Raw genomic sequence first — 5090 nt, forward strand, 5'->3', positions numbered from 1 at the left:
ATTATAAAGTGGTCTCCTTTTTTAAAGAAATAGTGCTCACCTTCTTTAATTAACTCACCTTCTCCCTGTATTACACTAACAAGAAGGAAGGCTTTTTGTTGTTCCAAACTAGCTGATCCATCTAACTCCCATTTTTCTACTGAAAAATACGGACATTTAATAAAATTAGTTATACTCAAATCATTTACTTTTTCATTTTTAAATGTTAACTGATTCGAAATACATGGAGTTTCTATTACATCAATACTGCTTTCAAGATGAAGATCACGTAAATTACCTTCTGAATCTCTTCTATCATAATCATACAATCTATAGGTTGTATCAGAGTTTTGCTGCGTTTCTAATATCAAAATCCCTTTACCAATTGCATGGACAGTTCCACTCGGCACATAGAAGAAATCTCCAGGTTTCACCTTCACACGATGTAACAGTTGGTTCCACTCTTTCTGTTCAATCATAGACATTAATTCTTCTTTTGTTTTCGCATGATGCCCATATATAATTTCTGCGTCTTTAGTGGAATCGATTACATACCAACATTCTGTTTTTCCTAGTTCTCCATCCTCATGCACGCTAGCATATTCATTATTAGGATGAACTTGAACAGATAGATCTTGATTGGCATCCAAAATTTTTGTAAGAAGAGGGAAACGCTCCCCCTCCATATTTCCAAATAAATCTCGATGGTTATCCCACAATTCACCCAAGGATAGCCCTTTATACTTTCCGTTCTTAACAATACTTTGTCCATGTTGATGCGCTGCAAAAGCCCAACACTCTCCAGTTTGATTTGATGGAATTTCATATCCAAAAGAAGTTAAATGTGTCCCACCCCAAATTCTTTCTTTAAAAACAGGTGCAAAAAATAATGGTTCAGTCATGATTTGAATCCTCCATTCTATGCAATTTCATCTAGTAGTTTGTATGCTTCTGCTTTTGTTTGAACAGATAATAACCGCTCTCTATAACTATCATCCATTAGTTTTCGAGAAAGCATTTGAAGGATTTTTAAATGTTCATTTCCTTCATTTCCTTTTGGTACCGCAATCATAAATATTAACTTTGCTTCCGTTCCATCAAGGCTGTTCCAATCTATACCCGATTGTTTAATTCCAAATACCACACTCGGTTTCCTAACGGCAGCTGATTTCCCATGTGGAATCGCAATATTTATACCAATACCTGTAGTACTTTCTTGCTCACGGTTCATAATAGCTTGTTTAAATTCTGTCACTGAATGTAATGCACCTACATGTTTTAATTTTTGAATCATTTCATCAATGATGTCATCTCTTGTTTCCCCTTTTAAATCCGTTTCAATTAATTCTAAACTTGTAATATCTGTTAATTTTTTAATTTCTACCCTATCTACTTGTTGGCCTCTTGCTTTAGTTTCTTGTTCCAGTTGTTCTAATTTTATTGTTGCTGATACTTCTTTTATTTTTTCATTTTCTTGTTTTTCTAACTTTGAAACGTCTTTTTTCAATACATTTACTACAACAGCTGTCACAATAGAGCCTACAATTACAGCTACAAAAAACATAAATACATTATCTACTGCCCCTAACACTGCAACAATTGGACCACCATGTGCTACTCTGTCTCCTACATGACCGATCATCGCAATCACAGCACCCGTCATCGAACCAGCCATTATACTTGGAATAACACGAAGTGGATCTTGTGCTGCAAAGGGAATCGCACCTTCCGTAATACCAAATAGCCCCATTGTAAATGATGCTTTACCCATTTCTCTCTCTGAATCTTGAAATTTCCCCTTACCTATGAAAGTAGCCAGTCCCATTCCAATTGGTGGTATACAAATTGCTGCAGCAATTGGACCCATAATTTCATAGTTTCCTTCTCCAATCATTGCTGAACCAAATAAGAATGCTACTTTATTGACTGGACCACCCATATCAAATGAAATCATTGCCCCTAAAATTAATGCTAAGAGAATTGAACTTGACCCTTGCATACCCGCTAACCAAGCTGTTAATGATACGAAAACTTGTGCAACAGGAGCGCCAATAATAAATACAAATGCTAAGCCTACAATAAGAGAAGTAAATACCGGAATAATAATAATCGGCATAATTGGTTGAATCGCTTTTGGAACTTTTAATTTTTTGATTCCTAACGCTATGTAACCAGCTAGAAAACCAGCGATAATTCCACCAAGAAAACCAGCACCACTTTCACTTCCGTAAAAGCTTCCTGTTGCTGCAATATATCCACCAATCATCCCAGGAACAAGTCCAGGTTTATCCGCTATACTATATGCAATATATCCAGCCAGTATTGGGACCATGAACGTAAATGATGCACCACCAATTTGTTCAATGGTTTTCCAAAAAGAACCCTCTGGAATGACTAAACCCCCAGGAGTTTTTTCTCCCCCAAGTGTTAACGCAATAGCAATTAATAATCCCCCGACTACGATAAATGGAACCATAAAAGATACACCATTCATTAAATGACGATATATAGGATTTTGCTTTCTTTCCTGATGGTTACTTTCTACTATTTTTGACTGTGAATGATAAATAGGTACATTCCCGCTGATTACTTTCTGAATTAATTCTTCTGGTTTACGAATACCATCTTGCACTCCGACAACCAACAATTTTTTTCCTATAAATCTATCTTTATTTACGACTCTATCTGCAGCTATAATAATGCCGTCTGCTTCGCGAATATCTTGTTCAGTCAACTCATTTTCTACACCTATTCCACCTTGGGTTTCAATTTTCATTTGGACTTCTAATTTATCCGCTGTTTTTTGCAAATTTTCAGCTGCCATATAAGTATGGGCAATCCCATTTGGACATGATGTAACCGCTAACAATTTCATTCTTAATCCTCCTTACACTTCTTACTGAGCGCCTACACTTACTATAAATCATTATTACGACGTCAAAAGTTTCATTTTTTACCGTAACTTCCGGAATAATATACCTTTTACCAAAGCAAACAACTGGTTATTTAATCCTCCACTTTTCGGTTAATTCGGTTAATTATGTAAAAAAGACAAAAATTTCATGACATTTGTTTCTTTCACAAGCTTTTGAATAAAGGATGGTTGCTCACTTATAAAGGATAGTTCCTGAAACAATTGTTTCGTTACCTCTTGTCCATCACTTTTAACTGCTAGCATAAATACAAGTGATACCTTCTCTGCTCCCCAATCAATTGGTTCCTTTAATGTAGCAATTGCAATTACTGATTCTTGAATAAATTTTGGGTTGCCATGGGGAATTGCAATTCCTGCCCCAATCGTTGTTGCTGACATTTTTTCTCTTATGATTGCATTTTCTGCATACTCTTTATCTACATACCCCTTACTATGCAAAGCATACGCTAACTTTTCAATTAGCTCATATGGGTGCTGTATATCCTGTTGTAAAAACACTAAAAATGGAGATGTATAATTGAACATAACTAAGTCTTTTTGTTCTTTATAACTTGGCTCATCATAATTTTGTATAAAGTCCCCTAGCTTCTTTTCTTCTGGCCCCTCTAATAATGGGGATACTACTATATGAGGAATGTTTAATCTTGAAAGACTAGTAGTTGAAATAACGAGATCCACATCACGATGTTTCATTATATAACTTTGTAAATCAGCTTTTGAAATACAGTCCATAACATGGATATGACGAAATTTACGCTCAATTTTTGTACGTAACAACTGCGACATGCCAATGCCCATATGGCAAACAATAATTACATTTTTAGATTTTTCCTGGTGATTTAACCGTTCAACAGATGCTTCAAAGTGTAGAGTAAGATAAGCCGCTTCTTCTTCTGGAATATATATATTTAGAGATTCATTTATCTCTTCTAATACTTGTATCAATACATTAAACACATAGGGATACATTCTCTTTATATCATGTAACATCGGATTAGAGACAGAAAGATCATAGCTTAAGCGATTCAAAGCGGTATATAGATGAATCGTTAACCCTTCAATTAAAATTTTGTCTTTACTGAAATCAATTTCATACAACTGCGACATACGTTTAACTAATTGCTGTATAACCATAGAAAGAATTGGATTACTTTCAGTAAGTGTGCTATCCTGCATTGGTTTATCTTGATAACGGATTTTCCCACCTAAAATATGAGCTGTTAAATACGTAACTTCTTCTTCTGTAAAATTAACTGAAAAAACACATTCCAACTGTTTTAAAAATTCCAATGTCCATATATATTCTTTTGTTTCTTTCAGTATTTTAATTTCCTTTTCAGCATTTAAAATAGGTTGTTTAAGTTTCATTCTCCGTACCATGAGCAATGTATGCACTAATAAACTTTCAAATGTATCATCTGTAAAAAACAATGCATTTCGTTTTTGTAACGCTTTCAATTCGTTCGTAACAAATTCAACCTCATGATATTGAAATTGTTCTTTAATAAATTGATTCGTAAGATCAGAATTACGAATCAAATCTGATAATCTAGCCAATGCTCTTCTTTTTTTCTTTTCATTTCCATCAATAATAAGTCCAACTCGCTGTTTTGAAACAATGGTTAAATCAAAATGACATAACCATTTTTCAATTCTATCTAGATCTTTTTTTATAGTAGTTCGACTTACAAAATGTTGGGATGCCATTTCCTGTGCAGTAACTGCCTTTACATTCATTAATAAGTTGTATGCAATTTGTAGAATTCTTTCTTCATCTGATTCATACTTTGTGCAATTATTAATACAATAAAGTTTATTAAACAAGTCCACCTTTTCATATTCCTCAATCTCTAAGTACACGCCTAATCCCGGTTTTCTAACAAGAATCGCACTTGAATAATTCGCAAGGTGCTCCTCAATTATTTTAAAATCATTACGAATTGTTTTTTCAGAGCAATTCACCTTATCGGCAAGGTCTTGTACTAATGAATAGTCGTTAGATTCAGATAATAGTAGAAATAAAATTTCTTTTTGTCTTGTATTCATAAATTTCACCTATCTCTTATATCTTTCCATGTTATAGGGGTGTTATTAGACTCTGTAGACTGGAAAGAAAAAGTAGGGTGTATTTGTGGGAATGATACATGTCTTGTAATTTCAAAATCACAATCAGATA

Annotated in this window: 3 protein-coding genes and 1 pseudogene; 1 reads left to right on the plus strand and 3 read right to left on the minus strand. The window is 34.1% G+C overall.

Features of this window, described 5'->3' with window-relative positions; genetic code table 11:
* The 3 genes from manA to ACQGSG_RS26460 all read right to left on the minus strand — a co-directional run.
* Positions 1-881 (minus strand): mannose-6-phosphate isomerase, class I (gene manA, locus ACQGSG_RS26450; RefSeq protein WP_426948404.1); only part of this gene is annotated, 881 nt, incomplete at its 3' end.
* Positions 882-898: 17 nt separating this feature from the next.
* Entirely contained in the window at positions 899-2854 is a 1956-nt protein-coding gene (locus ACQGSG_RS26455) for a fructose-specific PTS transporter subunit EIIC (RefSeq protein ID WP_426948406.1), read from the minus strand.
* Positions 2855-3013: 159 nt separating this feature from the next.
* Positions 3014-4960 (minus strand): BglG family transcription antiterminator, encoded by a 1947-nt coding sequence (locus ACQGSG_RS26460; protein WP_426948408.1) that lies wholly within the window; start codon positions 4958-4960, stop codon positions 3014-3016.
* Positions 4961-4987: 27 nt separating this feature from the next.
* Here ACQGSG_RS26460 and ACQGSG_RS26465 point away from each other — a divergent pair.
* Positions 4988-5090 (plus strand): annotated as a pseudogene (locus ACQGSG_RS26465) (arginine repressor); the annotation flags it as partial.

Source organism: Bacillus sp. GMa5/1, assembly GCF_050172015.1.
In the GTDB taxonomy this organism is placed as follows: Bacteria; Bacillota; Bacilli; order Bacillales; family Bacillaceae_G; genus Bacillus_A; species Bacillus_A cereus.